The 22,602-nt window shown below is 65.7% G+C and carries 15 protein-coding genes; 12 read left to right on the top strand and 3 right to left on the bottom strand.

What is annotated here, in order from left to right:
• The first annotated feature begins 2 nt into the window (after window positions 1-2).
• From AC5Y4N_RS14505 to AC5Y4N_RS14545, 9 genes are all read left to right on the top strand, one after another.
• Window positions 3-1,484 (top strand): wax ester/triacylglycerol synthase family O-acyltransferase, encoded by a 1,482-nt coding sequence (locus tag AC5Y4N_RS14505; protein ID WP_499908794.1) that lies wholly within the window; start codon window positions 3-5, stop codon window positions 1,482-1,484.
• Window positions 1,481-3,121 (top strand): HAD-IB family hydrolase, encoded by a 1,641-nt coding sequence (locus AC5Y4N_RS14510; protein WP_499908792.1) that lies wholly within the window; start codon window positions 1,481-1,483, stop codon window positions 3,119-3,121. Before AC5Y4N_RS14505 ends, AC5Y4N_RS14510 begins: the two co-directional genes overlap by 4 nt.
• On the top strand, window positions 3,118-5,466 hold the full coding sequence (locus AC5Y4N_RS14515; protein WP_499908790.1) for a glycerol-3-phosphate 1-O-acyltransferase: 2,349 nt from the start codon (window positions 3,118-3,120) through the stop codon (window positions 5,464-5,466). Before AC5Y4N_RS14510 ends, AC5Y4N_RS14515 begins: the two co-directional genes overlap by 4 nt.
• 324 nt (window positions 5,467-5,790) lie before the next feature.
• Window positions 5,791-7,797 carry a bifunctional copper resistance protein CopD/cytochrome c oxidase assembly protein gene (locus AC5Y4N_RS14520; protein WP_499908788.1) on the top strand — a complete coding sequence of 669 codons (2,007 nt, stop codon included), beginning with the start codon at window positions 5,791-5,793 and terminating at the stop codon, window positions 7,795-7,797.
• A 288-nt stretch (window positions 7,798-8,085) separates the two neighbouring features.
• Window positions 8,086-8,532 carry a single-stranded DNA-binding protein gene (locus tag AC5Y4N_RS14525; protein WP_499908786.1) on the top strand — a complete coding sequence of 149 codons (447 nt, stop codon included), beginning with the start codon at window positions 8,086-8,088 and terminating at the stop codon, window positions 8,530-8,532.
• Window positions 8,533-8,600: 68 nt separating this feature from the next.
• Entirely contained in the window at window positions 8,601-10,277 is a 1,677-nt protein-coding gene (gene ettA, locus AC5Y4N_RS14530; RefSeq protein WP_499908784.1) for an energy-dependent translational throttle protein EttA, read from the top strand.
• Window positions 10,278-10,322: 45 nt separating this feature from the next.
• The gene (locus AC5Y4N_RS14535) at window positions 10,323-15,167 is read left to right on the top strand and encodes an NAD-glutamate dehydrogenase (RefSeq protein ID WP_499908782.1); all 4,845 of its coding nucleotides are present in this window, start codon (window positions 10,323-10,325) and stop codon (window positions 15,165-15,167) included.
• Window positions 15,164-15,580 (top strand): acyl-CoA thioesterase, encoded by a 417-nt coding sequence (locus AC5Y4N_RS14540; protein WP_499908780.1) that lies wholly within the window; start codon window positions 15,164-15,166, stop codon window positions 15,578-15,580. Before AC5Y4N_RS14535 ends, AC5Y4N_RS14540 begins: the two co-directional genes overlap by 4 nt.
• On the top strand, window positions 15,577-16,212 hold the full coding sequence (locus AC5Y4N_RS14545) for a DUF8010 domain-containing protein (protein WP_499909312.1): 636 nt from the start codon (window positions 15,577-15,579) through the stop codon (window positions 16,210-16,212). The genes AC5Y4N_RS14540 and AC5Y4N_RS14545 overlap by 4 nt, the downstream gene beginning before the upstream one ends.
• 13 nt (window positions 16,213-16,225) lie before the next feature.
• On the opposite strand, the gene AC5Y4N_RS14550 is transcribed toward AC5Y4N_RS14545, so the two are convergent.
• Both AC5Y4N_RS14550 and AC5Y4N_RS14555 read right to left on the bottom strand, forming a co-directional pair.
• Window positions 16,226-17,788: a glycoside hydrolase family 13 protein gene (locus AC5Y4N_RS14550; protein WP_499908778.1), complete on the bottom strand. Its 1,563-nt coding sequence runs from the start codon at window positions 17,786-17,788 to the stop codon at window positions 16,226-16,228.
• A gap of 4 nt (window positions 17,789-17,792) precedes the next feature.
• A complete protein-coding gene (locus AC5Y4N_RS14555; RefSeq protein WP_499908776.1) occupies window positions 17,793-18,200 on the bottom strand; it encodes a globin in 408 nt (135 codons plus the stop codon).
• A gap of 149 nt (window positions 18,201-18,349) precedes the next feature.
• Between AC5Y4N_RS14555 and AC5Y4N_RS14560 the strand changes: the two genes are divergently transcribed.
• Genes AC5Y4N_RS14560 through AC5Y4N_RS14570 form a run of 3 tightly spaced genes read left to right on the top strand, consistent with a single transcriptional unit; the run spans window position 18,350 to window position 19,624 of the window.
• On the top strand, window positions 18,350-18,910 hold the full coding sequence (locus tag AC5Y4N_RS14560; protein ID WP_499909310.1) for an HNH endonuclease: 561 nt from the start codon (window positions 18,350-18,352) through the stop codon (window positions 18,908-18,910).
• 26 nt (window positions 18,911-18,936) lie between these two features.
• A complete protein-coding gene (gene ctaJ / locus AC5Y4N_RS14565) occupies window positions 18,937-19,170 on the top strand; it encodes an aa3-type cytochrome oxidase subunit CtaJ (protein WP_499908774.1) in 234 nt (77 codons plus the stop codon).
• Complete coding sequence (locus tag AC5Y4N_RS14570) at window positions 19,157-19,624, top strand: DUF5130 domain-containing protein (RefSeq protein WP_499908772.1); 468 nt, start codon at window positions 19,157-19,159, stop codon at window positions 19,622-19,624. The genes ctaJ and AC5Y4N_RS14570 overlap by 14 nt, the downstream gene beginning before the upstream one ends.
• Before the next feature lie 118 nt (window positions 19,625-19,742).
• Here AC5Y4N_RS14570 and pepN read toward each other — a convergent pair whose 3' ends face one another.
• Window positions 19,743-22,316 (bottom strand): aminopeptidase N, encoded by a 2,574-nt coding sequence (gene pepN, locus AC5Y4N_RS14575; protein ID WP_499908770.1) that lies wholly within the window; start codon window positions 22,314-22,316, stop codon window positions 19,743-19,745.
• Window positions 22,317-22,602 lie beyond the last annotated feature (286 nt).

The raw sequence follows: 22,602 nt of genomic DNA on the forward strand, positions 1-22,602 counted from the left end.
CGGTGGCTGAGGCAGTAGACGCGGCGGGGCTTCCTCAAGAACTCGGTGCGTTCGACATGTTGCTGCACCGCGGCGAGGCCAACCCACGGACCCGCTCCGGCATCATGGCCGTCGAGATCTTGGACACCACGCCCGACTGGAATCGCTTCCTGAACGTTTTCGAGTATGCGTCGCGCCGCGTGCTGCGGCTGCGCCAGAAGGTGGTCGTGCCGACGGTCCCGACGGCCGCGCCCAGATGGGTGGTGGACCCCGACTTCAACCTGAACTTCCACGTACGACGGATCCGCGTGCCCGACCCCGGCACGCTGCGCGAAGTATTCGACCTGGCCGAGGTGATTCTTCAATCGCCGCTTGATATTTCACGTCCGCTGTGGACCGTCACGCTGGTCGAAGGTTTGCCCGACGGCCGCGCCGCGCTGCTGCTGCATATGAGCCACGCGGTCACCGACGGTGTCGGTGCAGTGGAGATGTTCGCCCACATCTACGACTTGGAACGCGATCCGCCGCCTCGCGAGCCGGTGCCGCTGCCCATTCCCCAAGACCTCACCGGCAACGACCTCGCCCGCGAGGGTCTCAACCGGTTGCCGTTTGCCATCCTCGGCGGCGTCCGTGAGGCCGTCACCGGCGCCGCCCAGGTGGTCGGCCGCGTGCTCAGCAACCCGGTGTCGGCGGTCGAGGGCGTCGTCGAGTACGCCCGCTCCGGCGCCCGGGTGATGTCGCCCGGCGCCGACCATTCCCCGCTGCTTCGCCGTCGCAGCCTCACTTCCCGCAGCGAGGCCATCGACATGGAGCTCGGCGACATCCGCGCCGCCGCCAAAGCCGCCGAGGGCTCCATCAACGATGCGTACCTGGCTGCGCTGTGCGGCGCGCTGCGGCTCTACCACCTGGAGTTCGGCGTGCCCATCGACTCGCTGCCGATGGCGATCCCGGTCAATCTGCGAGCCGAAGCCGATCCCGCCGGGGGCAACCGCTTCGCCGGCGTGATGATCTCCGCGCCGCTGGGAATTTCAGACCCAACCGCACGCATCCACAACGTCCGCACTCAAATGTGCAAGCGGCGCGAAGAACCCGCGATCGACATGATCGGCGCCGTCGCGCCCCTGCTCAGCCTGTTGCCCGACCCGCTGCTGGAATCGGTGGCGGGATCAGTGGTTTCGGCAGACGTGCAAGCCAGCAACCTGCCGGTGTACGGCGGCGACACCTACATCGCTGGAGCAAAAGTGTTGCGTCAGTACGGTATTGGGCCCCTGCCCGGTGTCGCGATGATGGCGGTGCTGATTTCGCGTGGCGGCATCTGTACTGTCACCACCCGCTATGACCGGGCGTCATTCGTCGACGACGAACTCTGGGCGCGGTGCCTGCTGGCGGGGTTCAATGAGGTGCTCGCCCTCGGTGGCTCAGGCCGCGCCACGCCCGCCTCATTCACCGAGTCTGCCAAGTCCAGCGCCGAGGCGCCGTCACCCAACGGGAGTTCACCGTCATGAGCCCGTCCGACAATCGGTCCCTCGATCGCCGGGACATGAGGCTGCCCGGCTCTGTGGCAGAAGTGGAAGCCAGCCCGCCGGGCCCGCACATCGGTGCGTTCTTCGACCTCGACGGCACGTTGGTGGCCGGCTTCACCGGCGTGATCATGACGCGGGAACGATTCCGGCGCAGAGAGATTGGGATCGGTGAGTTCCTCGGAGTCGTCCAGGCGGCACTGAACCACCGTCTCGGCCGCGCTGACTTCGAACAACTCATCTACCGCGGCGCGGCGATGATGAAGGGGCGCTCGATCGACGACATCGACGAGCTCGGCGAGCGACTGTTCGTCCAGCACATCGTGTCGCGGATCTATCCCGAGATGCGAGAGCTGGTTCGGGCGCACCAGGCCCGCGGGCACACCGTGGTACTCAGCTCGTCGGCGCTCACCGTCCAGGTGGAACCCGTGGCTCGATTTCTTGGCATCGACAACATCCTGAGCAACCGCTTCGAGGTGGACGAAAACGGCATCCTCACCGGCCGTGTGCTCAAGCCGATCCTGTGGGGTCCGGGTAAGGCGAATGCAGTGCAGAAGTTCGCCGCTGACCATGACATCGACCTGACGAAGAGCTACTTCTACGCCGACGGCGACGAGGACGTCGCGCTGATGTACCTGGTCGGCAACCCGCGGCCCACCAACCCCGAAGGCAAGCTCGCGGCGGTGGCGGCCAAGCGTGGCTGGCCGGTGCTGCGGTTCTCCAGCCGCAGCGGCAGCAGCCCTGTTTCGGCGCTGCGCACACTGGCCGGCGTGGCGTCACTGGCGCCTGTCGCCGCCGGTGCCGTCGGCGTGGGCCTGCTCGCCGGCAGCAAGCGCCGGGGCGTCAACTTCTTCACCACGAACTGGGGCAGGCTGCTTCTGGCCACCACCGGCGTCAGCCTCAACGTGCTCGGCGAGGAGAACCTCACCGCGCAGCGGCCGGCGGTGTTCATCTTCAACCACCGCAACCAGGTGGACCCGATCATCGCGGGCTATCTGGTCCGCGACAACTTCACTTCGGTGGGCAAGAAGGAGCTGGAGAAAAACCCGCTGATGGGCCCGATCGGCAAGGTCATGGATGCGGTGTTCATCGACCGCGAAAACACTCAGGCCGCCGTCGAAGAGCTTCACAAAGTCGAGGAACTCGCGCGCAAAGGCTTGTCGATCGTCATCGCCCCGGAGGGCACCCGGCTGGACACCACGGAGGTGGGGCCGTTCAAAAAGGGCCCGTTCCGGATCGCGATGGCGGCGAAGATCCCGATCGTGCCGATCGTCATTCGCAACGCCGAAGTCATCGCCGCGCGCGATTCGAGCACCTTCAACCCCGGCACCGTCGACGTCGTCGTCTACCCACCGATACCGATCGACGACTGGACGCACGACAATCTCAACCAACACATCGCCGAGGTGCGCCAACTCTATCTGGACACGCTGAAGAACTGGCCGCACGACAAGGTTCCGGAACTACCTGAAAATTTGCGAGGCAAGCCAAAGAAGCCGGCGAAGAAAGCGCAAGCGAAGAAGGCGCCGGCGAAGAAGGCTGCGGCTAAGAAAGCTGCGGTGAAAAAGACTGTGGCAGGGGGTAATTCACAGGTCGGTGACAGGGCGGAAAGGCAGCGATGAGCGCCCGCACCGACGACCTGGACAGTTTCACCGCGACCGACGACGCGTTGGTGCTTGCTTCCGTGTCGTCGGCGGCCGAGGTGGAGTTGCTCAACAACTGGCTCGCCCAGCAGCGCCGCGAGCATCCGGAGGCCAAGGTGGAGGTGCTGCGGCTGCCCGCTGAGGACGAGCCCGACCCTGGGGTGGTTGCTCAACTCGTCGAGCAGCTCAGCGCCGACGAGGACCGGACGGTGGTGCCGGTGCGCGTGTTCTGGGTGCCAGGTGGTCTGCCGACCCGGGTGAAGCTGGTCGGCTTGCTCTCGGGCCGCGACACGTACCGGCCGCCCGAGATCCTGCAGAAGCGCATCCTGCACCGGGACCCGTCCAGAGCTCGGATCGTCGCGGGCGAACCCGCCAAGGTCTCCGAACTCCGGCAGCAGTGGCAAGACACGACCGTCGGCGACAATCCGCGCGACTTCGCGCGATTCGTGCTGCGCCGCGCCGCACTCGCGATTGAACGGGTGGAACTGCGGCTGCTCGGCCCGGCGTACAAGTCGCCGCGGTTGGTCAAACCGGAGATGTTGGCGTCGGCACGCTTTGTCGAAGGGCTGCAACAGATTCCGGGCGCATCGGTCGAGAAGGCCGGCCAGATGCTCGACGAACTCGCGACCGGCTGGAGCCGGTTCTCGGTCGACCTCATCCCGGCGCTGGGCCGCGCGATTTTCAGCCGGGGGTTCGACCCCAACATCGACTACGACCGCGAGGAAGTCGAAAGAATGCGGCGGGCGCTGGAAACCCATCCCGCGGTCCTGCTGTTCTCGCACCGGTCCTATCTCGACGGCGTGATTGTGCCCGTCGCGATGCAGGAGAACCGGCTGCCGCCGGTGCACACGTTCGCCGGTATCAACCTGTCGTTCGGGTTCATGGGCCCGTTGATGCGGCGCTCAGGGGTGATCTTCATCCGCCGCAAGATCGACGATCCGCTCTACAAGTACGTGCTGAAAGAGTTCGTGGGCTACATCGTCGAAAAGCGGTTCAACCTCAGCTGGTCGATCGAGGGCACCCGATCCCGAACCGGAAAGATGTTGCCGCCCAAGCTCGGTCTGCTGGCATTCGTTGCCGACGCCTACCTCGACGGTCGCAGTGAAGACATTCTGCTGCAGCCGGTGTCGATCAGTTTCGACCAGCTTCACGAGACCGCCGAGTACGCCGCCTATGCGCGCGGCGGTGAGAAAACCCCTGAGGGCCTGTCCTGGCTGTACAACTTCATCAAGGCGCAAGGGGAGCGCAACTACGGCAAGATCTACGTCCGGTTCCCGGAAGCGGTGTCGATGCGTGAATACCTTGGCGAACCGCACGGGCCGATGGCCACCGATGAAGCTGCCAAACGCCTCGCTTTACAGAAGATGGCGTTCGAAGTGGCATGGCGGATCCTTCGGGCGACACCGGTGAACGCCACCGCGCTGGTGTCTGCGCTGCTCCTGACCACCCGTGGCCGAGCGCTGACGCTCGACCAGATCCATCACACGCTGCAGGATTCGCTCGACTACCTCGAGCGCAAAAAGATCCCGATGACCAACAGCGCTTTACGGCTTCGCACCCGGGAAGGAGTGCGGACTGCGGCCGACGCGTTGTCGAACGGCCATCCCGTCACTCGGGTGGACAGGGGCCGGGAGCCGGTGTGGCGCATCGCGCCGGAGCACGAGCACGAGGCGGCGTTCTACCGCAACACCATGATCGACGCGTTCCTGGAGACGTCGATCGTCGAACTGGCCCTGGCAGGCGCAGCGCGGGCCGACGGCGACCGCGTCGAAGCGTTCTGGGCGCAGGCGATGCGGTTGCGTGATCTGCTCAAATTCGAGTTTTACTTCGCTGACTCCGCGGCGTTTCGTGAGCACATCGCCGAGGAGATGGCGTGGCAGGACGACTGGGAAGCGCGTGTGCGGGCCGGGGGCCGCGACATCGACACACTGCTGCACGACAAGAAGCCGTTGATGGCGCACGCGATGCTGCGTCCGTTCTTTCAGGCCTACGAGATCGTCGCCGACGTGCTGCGCGACGCTCCCGCGGAGATCGGCGAGAAGGAGCTGACGAAGCTGGCGCTCGGTGTCGGTGAGCAGTACCTAGCGCAGGGCCGAGTGCGCAGCAACGAGTCGGTGTCGGCGCTGCTGTTCGGCACCGCCCGGCAGGTGGCGGCCGACCAGGGATTGCTGCAGCCCGCAGCCGATTTGATGGAGCGGCGCAAAGCGTTCCTGGCGGAGCTGCGTGCGATTTTGAGCGACATGGATCGCATCGAGATGGCGTCGGTTGCGCAGTTCAACGAGCGGGAGGCCCAGCGGCGTCGTCAGCGTCTGGAAGCGGGCTGATCGGGTTTAGTCGTCGGCGTGGCGGCGCTGATCCCAGCGTTCCAACCGCTCTTGTGCCAGGTGTAAGGCAAAGGCCACGAGCGGAACACCGACCGATAACATCGCTATCACAACAAGATTCATGATGTTCTCCTGCCCGGAGCGTACGTCCAGGCGAACGTATGCCTTGGGACCGACACGGTTTCCGCTGATGCATATTCAAACGAGACCGCCGCGATCGCGTTCACCGAATCAACTGTGTTTTCCGACACACGCCCGCCGTTCGTATCGAGAGCGACGCTCTGGCATTGGTAGGTCATCCTCCCGCGGCCATACGCTGAGGTCATGACCGCAGAGCCACGCACCGCTCGACGGGCACCCATTTGGCCGGTGCTCGTTGGGGTGGCGGTGTTGGCCGGAGCGACGGCGGCCGCGATCGGGGCGCTGTCGCTGGCGGCCGCGCTGAGCGCAACAGGTCTGCCAGATCCAGGATCCCTGACCGCCTACGGGCTGCCGTTCGTCCGCGCGGCAGGCGAAGTCACCGCGGTGATCGCTGTCGGCTCCTTCTTGTTCGCCGCGTTCCTCGTGCCTCCGCAAGAAAGTGGCGTGCTGGACGCAGACGGGTACCGCGCGCTTCGCATCGGGACCGTGGCCTCCGGTGCATGGACAGTGTGCGCGGTGTTGCTGGTGCCGTTGACCATCTCCGATGTGTCTGGCCGGCCCGTGGTCGACATCCTGAACCCGGCGACGGTCTGGACAACCGCCGGCGTGATCAACATTGCCGACGCATGGCGGTGGACCGCTCTCTTCGCGGCCATCGTGACCGTCGCGAGCATGCCCGTTTTGCGGTGGTCGCTGACGCCGTTCCTGCTGGCCGGGTCGCTGGTGACGTTGTTGCCGCTGGGCCTGACCGGTCACTCCTCGGCCGGCGGCTCCCATGACCTGGCCACCAACAGCCTGGTCATCCACCTGTTCGCGGGCGCTTTGTGGGCTGGCGGGTTGCTCGCCTTGGCGGTCCATGCGCTGCGCGGCGGGGAACACGGCGACCTCGCCGCGCGCCGGTTCTCCAGGCTGGCGGGCTGGTGTTTCGTGGCGATGGCACTCAGCGGGGTGATCAACGCGCTGGTCCGCATCCGGCTGAGCGACCTGGTCGGCACCACGTACGGCGGACTGGTGCTGGCCAAGGCGACAGCCTTGTGTGTGCTCGGTGTGCTCGGATGGCGCCAGCGCCGCGTCGGGCTGGCCGCGCTGGGCCGGGATCCTGCTGCGCGTAGGCCGCTGGTGCGGCTTGCCCTGATCGAGGCCGTGGTCTTTGGTCTCACTTTCGGTATCGCGGTCGGCCTAGGGCGCACTCCGCCGCCCTCGTCGCCTATCGGTTATCCCTCGATCCCGCAGGTGAAGATCGGCTACGACTTTTCCGGTCCGCCCACTGTGACCCGGGTTCTCTTCGACTGGCGGTTCGACCTGATCTTCGGCACGGCGGCCATCGTGTTGGCGCTGCTGTATCTGGCTGGTGTGCGCCGACTCCGCCGTCGCGGCGACGCGTGGCCTGCGGGGCGGACTTTCGCGTGGTTGTGCGGTTGCACGGTGCTGCTGTTCGCGACGTCCTCGGGGGTGGGCCGGTACATGCCGGCGATGTTCTCGATGCACATGGCCGCGCACATGCTGTTGTCGATGCTCGCGCCGATCTTGCTGGCGCTCGGCGGCCCGTTGACCCTGGCGTTGCGCGCGCTGCCGGCGGCTGGTCGGGGCGAGCCGCCCGGGCCGCGCGAATGGTTACTAATTGCCTTGCACAGCAAGCTATCTCGCTTCTTCACGCACCCGATCGTCGCGACGCTCATATTCGTCGTCGGCTTCTATGGCCTGTACTTCGGCGGCATCTTCGACGCGGCCGCCGGAAACCACGCCGCACACGTCCTGATGAACGTCCATTTTTTGCTCAGCGGCTACTTGTTCTACTGGGTGGTGATCGGCATCGATCCCACACCGCGGCCCATTCCGCCCGTGGCCAAGCTGGCCACGGTGTTCGCGTCACTGCCGCTGCACGCTTTCTTCGGGGTCGTGCTCATGGGCACCCGCACGGTGCTCGCTGAGGGGTTCTACCGGTCGCTGCATTTGAGCTGGCACACAGACCTGCTCGGGGATCAGCGGCTCGGAGGCGGAATCGCTTGGGCCGCAGGTGAAATACCACTGGCGGTGGTCATGATCGCGCTGTTGATCCAATGGAGTCGCAGCGATCAGCGCACCGCCAAGAGGCTGGACCGGGCGGCCGACCGCGACGAGGACGCGGAGCTGGCCGCCTACAACGCAATGCTGGCCGAACTCGCGCGCCGCGACGCGCGGTCACGCTAACCGCGCACCCCGCCCGCCCGGGGCCTGGCCGCTCGGGGCCGCTGGCTTCGCCCGCCAACGTGAACCTGTTGCGGTGCTCGTCGGCGTGTCGCCTTCACAGCTTCACGTTCGAGACGTGTGGATCGCGCGAGGTGTGGCCTCGCCCGACAACATGGCACTCGTTATCCCCAACAGCCGCTTCATCCACAGGCGCGGCGTTCGACACGACCGATCGGCCGGGCGGCGTCGGTGCCGTTGGCGTCAATGGTGCTGCACGCCGTGAGCGTGAACCGGATGAGAGGAAACAACATGTTCGAGACGCCAATGACCGTGGTCGGCCGCATCATCACCGATCTACGACGCCGCCAGGTCGGCAACCAGGAAGTCATCAGCTTCCGGATGGCCAGCAATTCGCGCCGGCGCGGCGCCGACGGCAGCTGGGAGCCCGGCAACACGCTCTACATCACCGTGAACTGCTGGGGCAAGCTGGTCACTGGAGTTGGTGCCGCGCTGGGCAAGGGCCGCGCGGTAATCGCTGTCGGTCACGTCTACACCAGCGAGTACGACGACAGCAACGGCGTGCGCCGCTCGTCGCTGGAAATGCGGGCCACCTCAGTCGGCCCTGACCTGTCGCAGACGCTGGTACGGGTCATCGAACCGGTGCCTCCAGTGGCCAAGGAGGCCGAGCCTGCAACCGACGCCGAAGAGCAGACGGACGCCGAGTCGCGCAAGGAGGCGCTGCCTCTGTCGGCTTAGCCCTGCTCGGTGGTGCCTAGGATGGTCGGGAGCACTCGAGCCGATCTACGAAAGGCATCACCGACGGCATGGCCGAATACATCTACACGATGCGGAAGGTCCGCAAGGCGCACGGCGACAAGGTCATCCTTGACGACGTCACGCTGAGCTTCTTGCCGGGAGCCAAGATCGGCGTCGTCGGGCCCAACGGGGCAGGCAAGTCGAGCGTCTTGCGGATCATGGCCGGATTGGATCAGCCCAACAACGGCGACGCGTTCCTGGCCAACGGCGCAACGGTCGGCATCCTGCAGCAGGAGCCGCCGCTGAATGAGGAGAAGACGGTACGCGGCAACGTCGAAGAGGGCCTCGGCGAGATCAAGGTCAAGCTCGACCGCTTCAACGAGGTGGCCGAACTGATGGCCACCGACTACTCCGACGAGCTGATGGAAGAGATGGGCCGCCTGCAGGAGGAGCTGGATCACGCCGATGCGTGGGATATCGACAGCCAGCTCGAGCAGGCCATGGATGCGCTGCGCTGCCCGCCGCCCGACGAACCGGTGACCCACCTGTCCGGCGGCGAGCGACGCCGCGTGGCGCTGTGCAAGCTGCTGCTGTCCAAGCCCGATCTCCTGCTGCTCGACGAGCCGACGAACCACTTGGACGCCGAGAGCGTGCAGTGGTTGGAGCAGCACCTTGCCAGCTACAAAGGCGCGATCCTGGCCGTCACTCACGACCGCTACTTCCTCGACAACGTGGCGCAATGGATTCTCGAGCTGGACCGCGGCCGCGCCTACCCCTACGAAGGCAACTACTCCACCTACCTGGAGAAGAAGGCCGAGCGGTTGGCCGTCCAGGGACGCAAGGACGCCAAGCTGCAAAAGCGGCTGCAAGAAGAGCTGGCGTGGGTGCGCTCCGGCGCCAAAGCGCGGCAGGCCAAGAGCAAAGCGCGGCTGCAGCGCTACGAGGAGATGGCCGCCGAGGCGGAGAAGACACGCAAGCTCGACTTCGAGGAGATCCAGATTCCGACCGGCCCGCGGCTGGGCAATGTCGTGGTGGAGGTCGAGCACCTCGACAAGGGCTACGACGGACGCGTGCTGATCAAGGACCTGTCGTTCTCGCTGCCGCGCAATGGGATCGTCGGCGTCATCGGACCCAACGGCGTCGGCAAGACCACCCTGTTCAAGACCATCGTCGGCCTCGAGAAGCCTGACAGCGGCACGGTGAAGATCGGCGACACCGTCAAGCTCAGCTACGTCGACCAGACCAGATCAGGCATCGATCCGAAGAAGACCGTGTGGGAAGTGGTGTCCGACGGCCTCGACTACATCGAGGTGGGCCAGAACGAGATCCCGTCGCGGGCCTATGTGTCGGCGTTCGGGTTCAAGGGCCCCGACCAGCAGAAGCCCGCGGGTGTGCTGTCCGGTGGTGAACGCAACCGGCTCAACCTCGCGCTCACGCTCAAGCAAGGCGGCAACCTGCTGCTGCTCGACGAACCGACCAACGACCTCGACGTCGAGACGCTGAGTTCGCTGGAGAACGCGTTGGAGAAGTTCCCCGGATGCGCGGTGGTGATCTCCCACGACCGCTGGTTCCTCGACCGCACCTGCACGCACATTTTGGCGTGGGAGGGCGATGCCACCAACGAAGCGAAATGGTTCTGGTTCGAGGGCAATTTCGCGGCTTACGAGGAGAACAAGGTCGATAGGCTCGGCCCCGACGCCGCTCGTCCGCATCGCGTCACGCACCGGAGACTGACACGCGACTAGGCTGCGGGTGCTCTCGCCGGCACGCCGCGCTCAACGAGGAGCCCTATGACGGTGAAGCCTGAGGCCGCGAGCGTCGACGGGTGGGACAAATTCGCACCGGGGCTTTTGCACGCCTACGTCGGCAGTTACCGCGGGCCTCAAGGTGATGCTCCGGTCATCGGCGACCGCGGGCTGACCGCACCGATCCAAGTCCGCGCGCAACAGGTGGTGACGCCCGCGCTGCTGGCCGCCCATGGCCGCTTGGGATTCTCGCGCAAGCCCGGCGCCACCAACGTCGCCGCCTTCGGCGACGACAACAGTCACGGCTTCGGGCCGGCGCTTCAGGTGATCACCGACGAGACGCCGATGCTGCTGGAGTCGCTGACCGTGCTGCTGAATCGCCTCGGCGTGGCCTACGTCGCGATCTTGAGTCCCGTGTTCCGGGTGCGCCGCAGCCCCGAGGGCGTGCTCGAAGACATCCGGCCCCGACCCGACAATGGCCGCGCCGGGTCCGGCGAGATCGACGAAGCGTGGGTCCATGTCGAGCTCGCCCCCGGCGTCGACCGCAAGGCGCTCGACCAAGTCGAACGTCAGCTGCCGTCGGTGATCACCGACGCCCAACGCGTAGCGCACGACACCGACGCCATGCGAGATGCGCTGCACACACTGGCCGACGCGCTGGACCGCGACACCTCCGGTCGGTTCCCCGCCGAGCGCCACCGCGTCGCAGAACTGCTGCGCTGGTTGGACGACGCCCACTTCGTGCTGCTGGGTTATCAGCGCTGTTCGGTGTCGGAGGGACAGGCCGAGGTCGACGAATCGAGCCGGCTCGGTGTGCTGCGGCGCCGCCAGGACGTGTTCCCGCAGCTGACGGAGTCGGACGAGCTGCTGGTGGTCACGCAAGCGACGATGCCGACATATCTTCGGTACGGCGCCCACCCGTATATCGTTGTGGTTCGCGACAATTCGAAGGGCGAGGCGGTCGAGCACCGGCTGGTCGGTTTGTTCACCGCGGCCGCGTCCACCGCCAATGTCTTGGAGATCCCCATCATCTCGCATCGGGTCAAGGAGGCGCTCACCAAGTCCGGCCGCGACCCCGACTCGCTGTCCGGACAACTGCTGCTCGACGTCATCCAGACCTTCCCGCGCTCAGAGCTTTTCGCGCTCGACGTCGACGCCATCCTGGACATGGCCACAGCGATCACCGACGTGGGATCGCGCCGCCGGACCCTGTTGTTCATGCGCACCGACCAGCTCGGGCACTTCGTGTCGGCGCTGGTGTATCTACCGCGTGACCGCTACACCACAGCCGTGCGACTGCATATGATGGACATTCTGGTTCACGAACTCGGCGGCAGCAGCATCGACTACACCGCGCGGGTAAGCGAATCACCCTGGGCTGCAGTGCATTTCACGATCAGGCTGCCGGACGATGCGCCGCCCGGAGCCGTCGACACCTCCACGGAGAATCGTCAGCGGATTCAGTCGTTGCTCACCGAGGCGGCGCGCACGTGGGCCGACCGGCTGCTGGGTGAGGTTCGGTCCGGCTTCATCGGACAAGAACAGGCCGAGCACTACGCCGAGGCATTTCCCGAGGTCTACAAGCAGGCGGTGACACCCGAGGACGCGATCGGCCACATCGCGATCATCGAAGAGCTGCAAGATGATTCGGTAAAACTCGTCTTCACCCAAGCCGACGACGGCGAAGACCGGGTCGCGCAACTGACCTGGTTCCTCGGCGGCCAGTCGGCGTCGCTCAGCCGGTTGCTTCCAATGCTGCAGAGCATGGGCGTGATCGTGCTCGAGGAGCGGCCATTCACGGTGACCCGCGCCGACGGCCTTCAGGTGTGGATCTACCAGTTCAAAATTGCCCTGCACCCCACGATTCCGGAGCCGTCCGAAGACACCGACCCCGAGGAGCGGGCGCAGCGCTTCGCCGACGCCGTGACGGCGATCTGGCGCGAACAGGCCGAGATCGACCGGTTCAACGAGCTCGTGCTGCGGGCCGACATGACGTGGCAGCAGGTGGTGATCCTGCGGGCCTACGCGAAATATCTGCGCCAGGCCGGTTTTCCGTACAGCCAGTCGCACATCGAATCGGTGGTCAACGACAACCCGCACACCGCACGCTCGCTGGTCGAACTGTTCGAGGCGCTGTTCGACCCGTCGGACTCCGGCAAACGGGACGCGCAGGCGGCGGCTGCGGCCGTCGCGAAGGACATCGACGCGCTGGTCAGCCTCGACACCGACCGCGTCATGCGGGCGTTCGCGTCGTTGGTGCAGGCGACACTGAGAACCAATTTCTTCGTGACGCGCGAAGGGTCAGCCCGCGAGCAGGGTGTGCTGTCGCTGAAGCTCGACCCCGGCCTGATCGACGAATTACCGTTGCCCAGGCCGAAATTCGAGATCTTCGTGCACTCGCCGCGGGTGGAAGGGGTGCATCTGCGGTTCGGCCCGGTCGCCCGCGGCGGGTTGCGCTGGTCGGATCGCCGTGAAGACTTCCGTACCGAAATCCTCGGTCTGGTCAAGGCGCAGGCGGTGAAGAACGCCGTCATCGTCCCGGTCGGGGCCAAGGGCGGGTTCGTCGTCAAGCAGCCGCCGATGGCCATCGGTGACCCCGGCGCCGACCGCGAAGCGGTCCGCGACGAAGGCGTCGCCTGCTACAAGATGTTCATCGCCGGGCTGCTGGACGTCACCGACAACGTCGACCGCTCGTCCGGCAAGATCACACCGCCGCAGCGGGTGGTGCGCCGCGACGGCGACGACGCGTATCTCGTCGTCGCCGCCGACAAAGGCACAGCGACGTTCTCGGACATCGCCAACGAGATCGCCAAGTCCTACGGCTTCTGGCTCGGTGACGCATTCGCGTCGGGCGGCTCGGTGGGCTACGACCACAAGGCCATGGGCATCACGGCCAAAGGCGCCTGGGAAGCTGTCAAACGGCACTTTCGGGAAATGGGCGTCAACACCCAAACCGAGGACTTCACCGTCGTCGGGATCGGCGACATGAGCGGCGACGTGTTCGGCAACGCAATGTTGCTGTCCAAACACATCCGGCTGATCGCCGCATTCGACCACCGCCACATCTTCTTGGACCCCGACCCGGACGCGCAACGGTCGTGGGAGGAACGCAAGCGCCTGTTCGAGCAGCCGCGCAGCAACTGGGACGACTACGACAAGTCGTTGATCAGCGAGGGCGGCGGCGTGTTCAGCCGCGAGCAGAAATCGATCGAGGTGAGCCCTCAAGTGCGCCAGGCGCTGGGAATCACCGACGACGTGAGCGAGATGACGCCACCGGAGCTGGTGCGTGCGGTGCTGTGTGCACCGGTGGACCTGCTGTTCAACGGCGGCATCGGCACCTACGTCAAGGCCGAGTCCGAGTCCAACGCCGACGTCGGCGACCGCTCGAACGACCTGGTTCGCGTGAACGGGAATCAGGTGCGCGCCAAAGTGATTGGCGAAGGCGGCAATCTGGGTGTCACACAGTTGGGACGCGTCGAGTACGACCTGGCGGGCGGGCGCATCAACACCGATGCGTTGGACAATTCGGCCGGCGTCGACTGTTCAGACCACGAGGTCAACATCAAGATCCTGGTCGATTCGTTGATCACTGCCGGCAAGGTCGACGAGGGGGAACGCACGCAGCTGCTGGAGTCGATGACCGACGACGTAGCACATCTGGTGCTGTCCAACAACTCTGAGCAGAACGACCTGATGGGCACCAGCCGCGCCAACGCGGCAAGCTTGCTGACCGTACATGCCCGCCAAATCCGTGACCTCGAAAGCAACCGCGGGCTCAATCGCGAACTGGAAGCGTTGCCGTCGGACAAGGAGATACGGCGGCGGATGGACCAGGGATTGGGGCTGACTTCACCCGAATTGGCGACGTTGATGGCGCATGTGAAGCTCGATCTCAAAGACCGGGTGCTGGCCAGTGAGCTTCCCGACCAGGAGGTGTTCGCATCGCGGCTTCCGATGTACTTTCCCGCCAAGCTGCGCGAGAACTTCACCAGTGACATCCGCTCCCACCAGCTGCGGCGGGAGATCATCACCACGATGTTGGTCAACGACGTCGTGGACTGCGGCGGCATCACGTACGCGTACCGCGTGGTGGAGGAAGCCGGCGTCAGCCCGATTGACGCCGTACGCACGTTTGTGGCCACCGACGCGATCTTCGGAATCGGCGAAACCTGGCGCCGGATCAAGACCGCCGGCGAAGAGGGTGCGATCCCCGTCAGCCTCTCGGATCGGATGACACTCGATCTGCGCCGGCTGCTGGACCGCGCTTCGCGGTGGCTGATCAACTACCGGCCCCAGCCGCTGGCGGTAGGCGCGGAGATCAACCGCTTCCAGTCCAAGGTCAGGGGGCTGGCACCGCGGATCGCGGAATGGCTCCGCGCCGACGACCGGCAGATCGTCACCAGCAGGGCGATGGACCTGGTGTCCCACGGCGCCACAGAGGATTTGGCGGGCACAGTGGCTGCGGGCCTCTACAGCTACAGCCTGCTCGACGTGATCGACATCGCCGACATCCTCGACCGCGACACCGTGGAGGTGGCCGACACATATTTCGCGCTGATGGGTCACCTAGGCATCGACGGCTTGCTGTCGGCGGTGTCGGAGCTCGACCGGCATGACCACTGGCACGCGTTGGCGCGGTTGGCACTTCGCGACGACATTTACGGATCGTTGCGGTCTTTGTGCTTCGATGTGCTCGCAGTCGGAGAGCCGGAGGAGAGCGGGGAAGAGAAGATTTCGGAATGGGAGCACACGAACACGTCGCGAATCGAGCGGGCGCGACGCATTCTGACGGAGATATATGAGAGCGACGAGCACGACCTGGCGACGCTGTCAGTGGCGGCTCGCCAGATCCGCACGATGACGCGAACCGGAACCGGAACGTCTGCATGAGTGTCCGGGGATTCACCACACCGGTGCCGGTGCGGTGGAGCGACATCGACATGTACCAGCACATCAACCATGCGACGATGGTGACGATCCTCGAAGAGGCCCGAGTGCCCTTTTTGCGTGAGCCTTTCGAAGCGGAGATCACCACGATCGGTCTGCTGATCCACGAGGTGCGGGTGCTCTACAAGGGCCAGCTGCGGCTCGTCGACTCGCCGCTGCAGGTCACCATCTGGACCAAGCGCGTGCGCGCGGTCGACTTCACGCTCGGCTACGAAGTGCGGTCGGTGCACGCCGACCTACACTCGAAGCCGGCGGTGGTCGCCGAGACGCAGTTGGCTGCGGTGCACATCAAAGAGCAGCGGCTGCAACGGCTTTCACCGTCACAGCAGGACTATTTGCGGGCTTGGATGCGATGAACCCGGCTCCCGAGCAGGGCTTGTGGGTGGCTGACCCCGCCGAGCGAGCGAACCTCACCGCCTTCGCCGAACGTGTACGTCGACTCGACGACGCTGCGGTGATCCGGCTGCGGCAGCGCTCTGAGCGCACGGTCGTGGCTTGGGCCGCAACAGGATTCGATGTTCTCGCGAGCCGGGTAGCCGTCGGCAGTGTGCGGCCTGTCGACGTCTGCGTCGGCACCGACGCGCTTCTTCGCGGACTGGCCGCGGCGGATGCTTCGGGATTCGTCGACACCGGCTTTCCGCTGGATTCGGCGTGGCGCGGGCCGCTGCCACCGGATTCGGGATTCGTCCACGTCGACGACGTGCCGGCTGGGGTGGTGCTCGAACTGGCTGAGCGCGGGGCAGAGGTATCCAAAGAGCAGGGGGCCCAGGGTCCGCCGGTGTCGCTGCTGGATCAGGAAGTACTGCACGTCAGCGGAGCCGGCGTGACTGTCGGAATTCCGCTTCGGTGCGTATTCGCTTTGACGGCAATGAGCTTCGTCGATCCGGCTTCAGGCATGATCCGGGTGCGCACGGTAGGGCCGTGGCTGCGCATCGATGCGCCCTATGGTTCGGTGTATTACCGCCGTCAGCTGCTGCGGATCGTGTGACGCTGCGCCCGGGTCAGCGGAGCAGCCAGGCGGCGGTGTTGCGGGGGAGCCGGCCGTCGGCGAGCGGACCGCTGCTGAGCAGCAATTCGCCCTGCGGTAGCTCGACGGAATCGGCGTCGACGTTGAGCGCGCACACCAGCGCGTCGACCCGAAAGATCAGCGCGCCCCTCGGCGCGTCGTCGTCCCAGTGCAACTGTGCGCCGGACAATCCGCGCCGCAAGTGCAGGGCGCGACGAAAGAAGTTCAACGTCGAATTCGGTTCGGCCAGTTGGCGTTCCACGGTCAACATCGCCCACTCTGGCGGCATGGGCAGCCATGTGTCGGGGTTGTCGGAAAACCCGAACGGCGGCGCGTCACCCGTCCACGGTATTGGCACCCGACAGGCGTCGCGACCGCGTTCGGCGCCGCCCGAGCGGAACCACACCGGGTCCTGCAGCACCTCGTCGGGCAGGTCGACGTTCGGCAGCCCGAGCTCTTCGCCGTTGTAGACGAACACGGTGCCGGGTAGGGCGAGCATCACCAATGCCATGGCCCGTGCCCGCGCAAGCCCGACCTCTCCGCCGCCGTAGCGGGTGACTTCGCGATCGACGTCATGGTTGGCCAGCGTCCACGTCGGCGTCGCGTTCTCTAGTGCGGCGGCCGCCAGCGAGTTCTCGATGGCGTCGCGGATCTCGGTTGCGTCGAACTCGGCCCGCACAAGCCGGAAGTTGAAGCCGAGATGCAGCTCGTCGGGACGCAAGTACTTGGCGAACTCCTCGTTGTCGAACACCCAGACTTCGCCGACGGCGACAGCGTGCGGGTAGTCGTCGAGGACGGCGCGGATGGCGCGGTGGATGTCGTGCACGGTGTCGTGGTTGAACCGCGGATCCCGATTGCCGGTCAGCAGCATTTTGGCGCCGGGGTCCGCCATGTCCGGCAAGCCAGGCGGTTTGGCCATACCGTGCGCGACGTCGAGGCGGAACCCGTCCACGCCGCGGTCGAGCCAAAACCGCAGCGTCTTCTCGAAGTCGGCGAAGACCTCCGGGTTGTCCCAGTTGAGGTCGGGCTGCTCGGCGTCGAACAGGTGCAGGTACCACTGACCGGCAGTGCCGTCGGACTCGGTCACCCGTGTCCATGCCGGGCCACCGAACACCGAGACCCAATTGTTCGGGGGCAGTTCGCCGCTCGGGCCGCGGCCGTCGCGGAAGATGTAGCGGTCACGTTCCACGGAGCCTGGTCCGGCGGACAGTGCGGCCTGAAACCACGGGTGCGCCGAGCTGGTGTGGTTGGGAACGAGATCCATGGTCACCTTGAGGCCGCGCTGGTGTGCGGCTGCGACGACGCGGTCGAGCGCGTCGAGGCCGCCGAAAAGCGGGTCGACGTCGCGCGGGTCGGCGACGTCGTAGCCATGGTCGGCCATCGGGGACACCGTGACGGGATTGAGCCAGATCGCGTCGACGCCAAGCAGGTTCAGATAGTCGAGTCTTGCGGCGACGCCGTCGAGGTCGCCGACGCCGTCGCCGTTGCTGTCGGCAAACGAGCGGGGATACACCTGGTAGAACACCGCGCGCGCCCACCACGGGTCAGTACTCGTCATGGCGTCAGAACGGCGAATTCACCATCGAGTGCGCTGCCATCTCGAGGTAGTTCAGCAACTCCTGGCGGTGCTCGTCGTCAAGCGTCTCTGGGTCGACCGACGCCACCGCCGTATGCATGCATCTCAACCATGCGTCGCGCTCGAACGGGCCGATCCGAAACGGTGCGTGCCGCATCCGCAGCCTTGGGTGGCCGCGCTGTTCTGAGTAGGTCCGCGGACCGCCCCAATACTGCTCGAGGAACATTCGTAGCCGCTCCTCGGCGCCGTGCAGGTCTTCCTCCGGGTACAGCGGCCGCAAGATTTCGTCGTCTCGTACGAGCGCGTAGAACGTCGACACGATCTTGTGAAACGTTGGCGCGCCGCCGACGGCGTCGTAGAACGACTGCTGGGTTGTGGAATCCATCCCCTCCATTGTGGGCCATAGCCGACCGTCACCCGATGTTCACCGACTGACCTGCGAACTTGATCAGAAATGTCGTGCACTATGGCCCTATCCGTGGTGAACTGATCGGCGGAGGTGACATGGCGCAGCGCAGGAAGAGCCGCGTGGCTGAGCGCGTCATGCACAGCGTCGAAGACCACGCCGCCCCCGAATCCACCTCGCTGTGGGGCCGCCGCCGGGTTTTGCTGCTGAACTCCACTTACGAGCCGCTGACTGCGCTGCCGATTCGTCGCGCCGTGGTGATGCTGCTCTGTGGCAAGGCCGACGTGGTACACGACGACCCCGCCGGGCCAGTGATCCATTCCGCGAGCCGCACCATCGTCGTGCCGTCGGTGATCCGACTGCGTTCTTACGTGCGGGTGCCCTACCGGGCCCGCATTCCGATGACCCGCGCGGCGCTGATGCACCGCGACCGCTTTCGGTGCGCGTACTGCGGGGCGAAGGCCGACACCGTCGACCACGTTGTCCCGCGCAGCCGCGGTGGCAGCCACACGTGGGAGAACTGCGTCGCAAGTTGCTCGACCTGTAACCACCGCAAGGCCGACCGGCTGCTCAGCGAGCTCGGCTGGACCTTGCGGCTGGTACCGACCACACCCAAGGGCCAACACTGGCGGCTGTTGTCCACCGTGAAGGAACTCGACCCGGCATGGATGCGATACCTGGGTGAGGGCGCGGCGTAATTGAGCGCTGAGATACGGTTTGCCTCGTGAACGCTTTCGAGGTCCACGCCCTGTTCGTGGGTATTCCGCTGTTGCTGGTTTTGATTCTCGTCGCGTTGATCTGGTCGGGGAAGAATCCGCATCCTCCGGCGTACAAGATGTCGGAGCCGTGGACGCACGAGCCGATCCTGTGGGCAGCGGTCGACGAGCGCATCGGCGACGGGCACGGTCACGGTTCGGATCAGCTGACGATCGGAGGTGGCGCCAGTGGCAAGTGGTGAGCTCGCGACGATTCCGGAAACCGGCCTACCGCGCGGCTCGGTCATCACCGCCAGCGGGCGCATCTCCAGTGTCACCGAGCCCGGCGAGCTGTCGCTGCAGTATCCGTTCTCCACGATGGATCTGGTCAAACTCGACGACGCCCTGACCTACGGGTCGCGCACGTCGAAGGCCCGCATGGCCGTCTACATCGGCGACCTCGGGGAGGACACGGCGGCTCGCGCCCGCGAGATCCTGGCCCAAGTGCCTACCCCCAACGACGCCGTGCTGTTGGCCGTGTCGCCCAACCAGCGGGCGATCGAGGTGGTCTACGGCGCCGGCGTGCGCGGCCGCGGCGCGGAATCCGCCGCTCCGCTCGGTGTCGCTGCTGCGGCGTCGGCTTTCAAAGAAGGCAATCTGATCGACGGGCTCGTCAGCGCCGTGCGGGTGATGAGCGCCGCGATCTCTCCGCCGTAGCGCGTCGCGGTTTGTCTGAGGCAGAAGTGACCAATGAGACCACATCTGTCTCTTACTCACACAACTCCCGAGCGCAGACTGGAGTCGTCGTGCCCGGCTCTTAGCGACAATCCGCCCGCTAAGCCGTCGCGTCGAAGCGCCGAGCGCGCAACGCACGCTCGACACCGGCCTTGCCTTCCACCACCAGGCGTCGTAGCGCCGGCGGCAACTCTCCCGCCAGAAACGCATCGGCGGCCGCAAGGCCTTCTTCGCTGATGTCCCACGACGGGTAGAGACCGACCACCACGGTCTGCGCGACCTCACTGGACCGTCGTGCCCAGACCCCGGGGATGTCTTCGAAGTAGCGGGTGGTGAACCGCCGTAACAACTCCGCCTGCCCGGGCGAGACGAGTCCGCCGATGATCGCGCGCCCGACGATGTTGGGCAGCGTGTCGTCTTCGATCACTTTGGCCCACGCCTGCTCTTTGACGTCGACCTGCGGGCGAGCCGCCGACGCCGCCGCGGCGTGCCGCTTGCCCGCAGCTGTCGGATCGCGCTGCACCTCCGCGTCGATCACCGGTGTCTCCGGGCCGTCGGCGTCGATGACACCCGAACGGGCCAGTGCGGTGACGATTCGCCACCGCAGGTCGGTGTCGACGACGAGACCGGGCAGTCCCTTTTCCTCCGGCGCGGTGTCCAGCAGCGCCGACAGCACCTCGATGTGGCGCACTTTGAGCACCGACGAACACAGCGCGTTGACGTACGCAAGCTGATGGTCGGAGCCCGGCTCAGCGGCCCGGGCCAGCTCCAGCAGCCGGTCGGCAAACATCGGCCAGCCGTGTTCACACGCCCAGCCCGGGTCCGCGTAGGAGCCCAACGCGGTCTGCGCCTGCAGCAGCAGCCGCTGCGCCACACCGACCTCGGTCTCCGCCTGCACGCCCCGGCACACCAGCGCCACGAAGTCGCGGCCGCGCAACTCCGCGTCGCGGGTCATCTCCCATGCCGCGGACCACACCAGTGTGCGCGGCAGTGGCTCCGCGATGTCGGCGATGCGGCTCAGCGCGGTCGACAGCGACTCGTCGTCGAGCCGCAGCGAGCAGTACGTCAAGTCGTCGTCATTGACCAGAATCAGCTTGCCGCGCGAAACCCCCTGCAGCGCAGGCACTTCCGTGACCTCGCCGGAGACGTCAAGCTCTTCGCGATGCGCCCGCACCAGCTTTCCCGCGCCGTCGTCGTCATAGATGCCCACAGCGAGCCGGTGCACACGAGTCTCACCGGCGCCGGGAGCCGCCCCGCCCTGCCGGATCGCGAAGCGCGTGAACCGGCCGTCGGCATCCACCTCGAAGTCAGCGCGCAATGTGTTGAGGCCCGTGGTCTTCAGCCATTGGTTGCCCCAGTCCGACAGGTCGCGGCCGGACGCCTTCTCCAGCGCCGACAGGAGGTCGTCGAACGTCGCGTTGTCGAAGGCGTGGGCGCGGAAGTAGTCACGCAGGCCCGCCAGGAAGTTCTCCAGCCCGACGTAAGCCACCAGTTGCTTGAGCACACTGGCGCCCTTGGCGTAGGTGATGCCGTCGAAGTTCACCTCCACCGCGGCCAGATCCGGGATGTCGGCGGCCACGGGATGTGTCGATGGCAGCTGGTCCTGCCGATACGCCCATGATTTCTCGGCGTTGGCGAACGTCGTCCACGCCTCGGTGAACTCGGTCGCGCGGCTTTGGCACAACACCGACGCGAACGTCGCGAACGACTCGTTGAGCCACAAATCGTCCCACCATCGCATGGTGACCAGGTCGCCGAACCACATGTGCGCCATCTCGTGCAACACCGTTTCGCAGCGCCGCTCGTAGGACGCCCGGGTGACCTTGCTCCGGAACACGTAGTCCTCCAAAAACGTTACCGCGCCGGCGTTTTCCATAGCGCCGGCGTTGAATTCCGGCACGAACAACTGGTCGTACTTGCCGAACGCATACGGCACGCCGAAGTTCTGGTGGTAAAAGCCGAAGCCTTGCTTGGTCTGCGTGAAAAGCCTTTCAGCGTCCATGAATTCGGCCAACGAGGCGCGGCAGAACAGTCCCAGCGGAATCGACCCGTGTTCGTCGGTGTATTCGTCGTCCCAGCGGGCGTAGGGTCCGGCGATCAACGCGACGAGGTAGGTGCTCATCCGAGGCGTGGTCGCGAACGTGTGCACACCGTTGTCGACGCTGACCGTCGCGCCGTTGGACACCACCTGCCAGTGCGCGGGAGCAGTGACGACGACGTCGAACGTGGCCTTGAGATCGGGCTGGTCGAAGCACACGAACATCCGCTTGGCGTCGGCGGTCTCGAACTGCGAATACAGATACACCTCGTTGTCGACGGGGTCGACGAATCGGTGCAGCCCCTCGCCGGTGTGGGAGTAGAGGCAGTCGGCGTCGACGACCAATACGTTGTGTTCGTCGACGATGGTGAGCGGAATGCCGGTGGACTCGTCGTAGCCCGACACGTCGATGTCGATGCCGTTGAGGGTGGCGCTGCGCACCGTCTCTGCGGCTATGTCGATGAACGTGTCGGCGCCCGGCAGCGCATTGAACGTCACCGTGGTCACCGACCGGAAGGTCCGTTCGCCCGGTGCGCCGTCACCATCGGTGAGGTCCAGCTCGATCTTGTAGTTGTCGACGGTCACCAGCGCGGCGCGCTCGATGGCCTGGTCGCGAGTCAGGTTCGGAAGTGCCACGCCGTCCAACATATCGCCGCAGTGCGCGGGGCGCCGGGCGGCTCAGGCGGGCTGGCATCAACAGCTGATTCATCCAGCAAACGAGACTGTCATGATCATTTCGCGCTACGAGCGATTCGAGCAGCAAACTTCTGTTGATAGTTGAGCAGCGGGTTCGGCCGATTCCGCGCGCCGGAAGACCAAGCAACTATTTGCATGAGAAAGCACATCATTACGTATGCGTCAATTTCCAGGATCTCTGTCTTTCCTGGACATACGCTGCTCATTGCCTGCGCGCGTGCCCAAA

The organism is Mycobacterium sp. NGS19 (assembly GCF_059813155.1).